The sequence below is a fragment of the Luteolibacter pohnpeiensis genome (genome assembly GCF_016595435.1).
Classification (GTDB): Bacteria; Verrucomicrobiota; Verrucomicrobiia; order Verrucomicrobiales; family Akkermansiaceae; genus Luteolibacter; species Luteolibacter pohnpeiensis.
Map to the genome: position 1 here is coordinate 1 of NZ_JAENIJ010000070.1, position 5627 is coordinate 5627.

Here is a 5627-nt window from a genome sequence, read left to right on the forward strand (position 1 = left end):
ATATTTTTTAAATATTAACAGCCAAACCATTTTACGGAGAGTTTGATTCTGGCTCAGAACGAACGCTGGCGGCGTGTTTAAGACATGCAAGTCGCACGGAGTATTTTTGGTATTTATATTAAGAATGCTCAGTGGCGCACGGGTGAGTAACACGTGAATTACATGCCCTTCAGTGGGGAATAGCCCAGGGAAACTTGGATTAATACCCCATGGTATCGCAAGATTAAAGGTGGCCGCAAGGCTGTCGCTGAAGGATTGGTTCGCGCCCTATCAGCTTGTTGGTGAGGTAACGGCTCACCAAGGCTACGACGGGTACCTGGTCTGAGAGGACGATCAGGCACACTGGAACTGAGACACGGTCCAGACACCTACGGGTGGCAGCAGTCGAGAATAATTCACAATGGGGGCAACCCTGATGGTGCAACGCCGCGTGGAGGATGACGGTCTTCGGATTGTAAACTCCTGTCATCCGGGAGTAAGACCTGGCTGTGAATAGCAGACAGGGTTGATAGTACCGGAAGAGGAAGGGACGGCTAACTTCGTGCCAGCAGCCGCGGTAATACGAAGGTCCCGAGCGTTGTTCGGAATCACTGGGCGTAAAGGGAGCGTAGGCGGCGCGGTAAGTCAGATGTGAAATCCCGGGGCTCAACCCCGGAACTGCATCCGATACTGCCGTGCTAGAGGACTGGAGAGGCAACTGGAATTCTCGGTGTAGCAGTGAAATGCGTAGAGATCGAGAGGAACACTCGTGGCGAAAGCGAGTTGCTGGACAGTATCTGACGCTGAGGCTCGAAGGCCAGGGTAGCGAAAGGGATTAGATACCCCTGTAGTCCTGGCAGTAAACGGTGTGCGCTTGGTGTGAGGGGAATCGACCCCCCTTGTGCCGGAGCTAACGCGTTAAGCGCACCGCCTGGGAAGTACGGTCGCAAGACTAAAACTCAAAGAAATTGACGGGGACCCGCACAAGCGGTGGAGTATGTGGCTTAATTCGATGCAACGCGAAGAACCTTACCAAGGCTTGACATGCATCTCTAAGCGCGTGAAAGCGCGTGACCCTTCGGGGGATTTGCACAGGTGCTGCATGGCCGTCGTCAGCTCGTGTCGTGAGATGTTGGGTTAAGTCCCGCAACGAGCGCAACCCTTGTGATTAGTTGCCAGCACGTTAAGGTGGGAACTCTAGTCAGACTGCCCAGATCAACTGGGAGGAAGGTGGGGACGACGTCAGGTCAGTATGGCCCTTACGCCTTGGGCTGCACACGTACTACAATGCCCAGTACAATGAGAGCCGAGACCGCGAGGTGGAGGAAATCTAAAAAACTGGGCCCAGTTCGGATTGGAGGCTGCAACTCGCCTCCATGAAGTTGGAATCGCTAGTAATGGCGCATCATCTACGGCGCCGTGAATACGTTCCCGGGTCTTGTACACACCGCCCGTCACATCATGGAAGCCGGTCGCACCCGAAGTGCCTGTGTCAACCGCAAGGGGACAGGGTCCTAAGGTGTAGCTGGTAACTGGGATGAAGTCGTAACAAGGTAGCCGTAGGGGAACCTGCGGCTGGATCACCTCCTTTCTACGGAGAAATTCACAAACCGTATCTCACGGTCCCTGTGAAAGGTCGAGCCCCGAATCATTTAGCAATGAATGAGTCTAACGGGGTTGTGTTGGAAGTAATTCCATCACACCTAACAACACTTAAACAAGTCCACGTGGACATTGAGTGACATGCGGCACACGATTTAGTCTTTTATCCTCTTTCAAGAAGTCAGAAGAAACAAAAAGACCTTTTCATGAGCGAGAGCTGGTGATAAGGATCCCTCCGGTTAATTTAAGGGGGTTTAGCTCAGTTGGTAGAGCGTCTGCTTTGCAAGCAGAATGTCAACGGTTCGAATCCGTTAACCTCCACCATCTTTCACGACTCGTCTCGATTCTTTAAAGTGTAAGCTTAAAAAGAAATGCGGGTCCTGGAATCCAACGGATCGTCCTGATCCCAGTAATGGGCCTGTAGCTCAGTTGGTTAGAGCACACGCTTGATAAGCGTGGGGTCACTGGTTCGAGTCCAGTCAGGCCCACCATTCCAGTTTAACCGGGAGACGTTTTTTCTACTTCGATTGAAGTCATCCTATGGAAAGTCCGCTCTTTGACATCCACATGGAGAAATAGTTTTTTTCAAAAGACTGCAAAATTAAGAAGATTGTTCAAAAATGAGCCATTCTTACGCGGTCCTTGGAAATATTCGAATTCCCAAATATACATCAAATTTTTACGGCAAGTTAAAAAGAGAAATGATCTCTTCTTGAGAAAGAAGAGCAAAGATCAACTCATTAACAGCTGGATTTCAAAATATGGAATCAAGCTTTAAAGGGCACACAGTGGATGCCTTGGTGCTAACAGGCGATGAAGGACGTGATAAGCTGCGATAAGCTTCGGGTAGTGGCAAATACACTTTGATCCGGAGATTTCCGAATGGGGTAACCTGATGGTGTTAATACGCCATCGTCTTTTTCTGAATCAAATAGGAAAAAGCACGCGATACCCGGTGAAGTGAAACATCTCAGTAACCGGAGGAAAAGAAAGAGAATCGATTCCGTCAGTAGTGGCGAGCGAAAGCGGAAGAGCCCAAACCGGGGACTTGTCCCCGGGGTTGTAGGACCCCGTCGTGGGACCTGAACGAATAGGAGAAGCAATTGGAAAGTTGCGACACAGAGGGTGAGATCCCCGTATCCGAAATTCTGCCAGGCCCTAGGGTGTTCCTGAGTAATGCAGCACACGTGAAACGTTGCATGAATCTGCGGAGACCACTCCGTAAGGCTAAATACTAGTTAGCGACCGATAGTGAACCAGTACCGTGAGGGAAAGGTGAAAAGAACCGCTGCGAGCGGAGTGAAATAGAACCTGAAACCGTGTGCCTACAAGGTGTTAGAGCAGTTTTTACTGTGATAGCGTGCCTTTTGCTTAATGAGTCTGCGAGTTAGTATGTGTGGCAAGCTTAAGTCCTTAGGGGACGCAGGCGAAGCGAAAGCGAGTCCGAATAGGGCGTCAAAAAGTTGCACGTGCTAGACCCGAAGCGGAGGTGATCTACCCTTGGCCAGGTTGAAGCGCAGGTGATACTGCGTGAAGGACCGAACCGGTGAATGTTGAAAAATTCTCGGATGAGCTGAGGGTAGGAGTGAAAGGCTAATCAAACCCCGTGATAGCTGGTTCTCCTCGAAATGCATTGAGGTGCAGCGTCGTGTGTTTATGAATGGGGGTAGAGCACTGAAAGGGCTAGGGGGCATACCCGTCTACCAACCCCTATCAAACTCCGAATACCATTCAATAGAACACGGCAGTGAGACGGTGGGGGATAAGCTTCATCGTCAAAAGGGAAACAACCCAGATCAGCAGCTAAGGTGCCTAAATCATGCTAAGTGGAAAGGATGTGGAATTTCCCAGACAGTGAGGATGTTGGCTTAGAAGCAGCCACCATTTAAAAAGTGCGTAATAGCTTACTCATCGAGAGATTCCGCGCCGAAAATGATTGGCGATAAGCATGATACCGAAGCTCTGGGCTTATGTCCTCGGGGACATGAGCGGTAGAGGAGCATTCTCAACACATTGAAGGGTGATGGCGACTGACCCTGGAGAGTTGAGAAGAGAGGATGCAGACATGAGTAACGATAAGACGGGTGAAATCCCCGTCCGCCGTAAACCCAAGGTTTCCCGGGCTACGATATTCGTCCCGGGGTTAGTCGGGACCTAAGGCGAGGCCGATAGGCGTAGCCGATGGACAGCAGTTTAATATTACTGCACTTCCGCCCCTTAAACCGGAGGGACGCATGAATGGAGATGACTAGGTGATTGAATTCTGAGGTGAGGCTACGGCTGATCCGCATCATCAAAGTTTGTGCCAAGAAAAGCTCCGGTGTATGCTAAGGAACCCGTACCGCAAACCGACACAGGTGGGTGGGTAGAATATACCAAGGCGTAAGAGTGAACCCTGGTTAAGGAACTCGGCAAAATAGCCTCGTAACTTCGGGAGAAGAGGTGCCTATGTTTTATAGGCCGCAGTGAAATGGCCCAACCGACTGTTTAGCAAAAACACAGCATTCTGCCAAGACGCAAGTCCAAGTATAGGATGTGACACGTGACCAATGCGGAAAGATTAAGGTAAGATGTTAGTCGCAAGGCGAAGCTTTGAACCCAAGTCCCCGTGAATGTCGGCCGTAACTATAACGGTCCTAAGGTAGCGAAATTCCTTGTCGGGTAAGTTCCGACCTGCACGAATCGTGTAACGAGTTGGGCGCTGTCTCAACCAGGTGCTCAGTGAAATTGTAATGGCGGTGAAGATGCCGCCTACCCGCAGAAGGACGGAAAGACCCTATAGACCTTAACTGTAAGCTGTCATTGGTTTTTCGATTCTCATGCTCAGAATAAGTGGGAGACATTGAAATGATCCTTTAGGGGATCATGGAGTCATCAGTGAGATACCACCCTTGGGTGTTGGAAGATCTAACCCCGACCCTTGAATCAGGGCGGGAAACAGTGTCAGCCGGTCAGTTTTACTGGGGCGGTATCCTCCTAAAGAGTAACGGAGGAGCGCGAAGGTGGGTTCAGCACGGTTGGTAACCGTGTGTCGAGTGCATAGGCATAAACCCGCCTAACTGTGAGGCCAACAAGCCGAGCAGATACGAAAGTAGGCCTAAGTGATCCGGCGGTTGAATGTGGAATTGCCGTCGCTCAACGGATAAAAGGTACCTTAGGGATAACAGGCTGATTTCATCCAAGAGTTCATATCGACGATGAAGTTTGGCACCTCGATGTCGGCTCGTCGCATCCTGGGGCTGGAGAAGGTCCCAAGGGTCCGGCTGTTCGCCGGTTAAAGCGGCACGCGAGCTGGGTTCAGAACGTCGCGAGACAGTTCGGTCCTCTATCCTCTGTGGGCGTAGGAAAACTGAGGGGTTCAATTCCTAGTACGAGAGGACCGGGATTGACGAACCTCTGGTGCACCGGTTGTCGTGTCAACGGCATGGCCGGGTAGCTAAGTTCGGAAGAGATAAGCGCTGAAAGCATCTAAGCGCCAAGCTCCTCCCAAGATGAGTTTTCCCCAAAGGATCGTCGAAGACTACGACGTTGATAGGCTGGAAGTGGAAGTGCAGTAATGTATGTAGCTTACCAGTACTAATCATCCGTTTGGCTTGATTCCTATTTTTTGGAATTCGAAATTGCAGTGACCGTGAATGGCCAAGCAACAATCCGTTGCAGTTGGACTGAAAAGAATGAAACCCTCCGTGTGGATGTCAGAGAGCGGGCAGGAACAAGTGCCAAGTGATCAGACAGCAGTGATCAGTGAAAGAGAAGCCACAAAAGCCTCTTCCCTGAAAACTGAACTCTGAAAACCAGCAACTTGGGAAAAAATAGCTCAGCTCCCCAGAGACCCAGTTTTGAAGATAGACAGCGATAAGAGGCTGTTGAAGAAAATCAAGATTGTCCTCTGGTGACCAGAGCGTGGTGGAACCACCCGGTCCCATTCCGAACCCGGAAGTGAAACGCCACAGCGCCGATGGTAGTGGGACGATAGGTCCTGTGAGAGTAGGTCGTCGCCAGGTAAAAGCCCGGCTCCAAAGCAATTTGGAGCCGGGCTCCTTTTT

The 5627-nt window shown here is 50.7% G+C and carries 2 tRNA genes and 3 rRNA genes; all 5 read left to right on the forward strand.

The features are described from left to right. The first annotated feature begins 30 nt into the window (after window positions 1–30). The 5 genes from JIN85_RS19655 (at window position 31) to rrf (ending at window position 5585) form a co-directional block, all read left to right on the forward strand. Window positions 31–1570: ribosomal RNA gene (locus JIN85_RS19655) — 16S ribosomal RNA — on the forward strand. A 259-nt stretch (window positions 1571–1829) separates the two neighbouring features. Then, window positions 1830–1905 (forward strand) — tRNA-Ala (locus JIN85_RS19660). A 90-nt stretch (window positions 1906–1995) separates the two neighbouring features. Further along, window positions 1996–2072 (forward strand) — tRNA-Ile (locus JIN85_RS19665). A gap of 274 nt (window positions 2073–2346) precedes the next feature. Beyond that, window positions 2347–5182 (forward strand): 23S ribosomal RNA (locus tag JIN85_RS19670). 287 nt (window positions 5183–5469) lie between these two features. Then, window positions 5470–5585 (forward strand): 5S ribosomal RNA (gene rrf / locus JIN85_RS19675). Together the 16S, 23S and 5S rRNA genes with 2 tRNA genes alongside form the textbook arrangement of a ribosomal RNA operon. The last annotated feature ends 42 nt before the right edge of the window (window positions 5586–5627 follow it).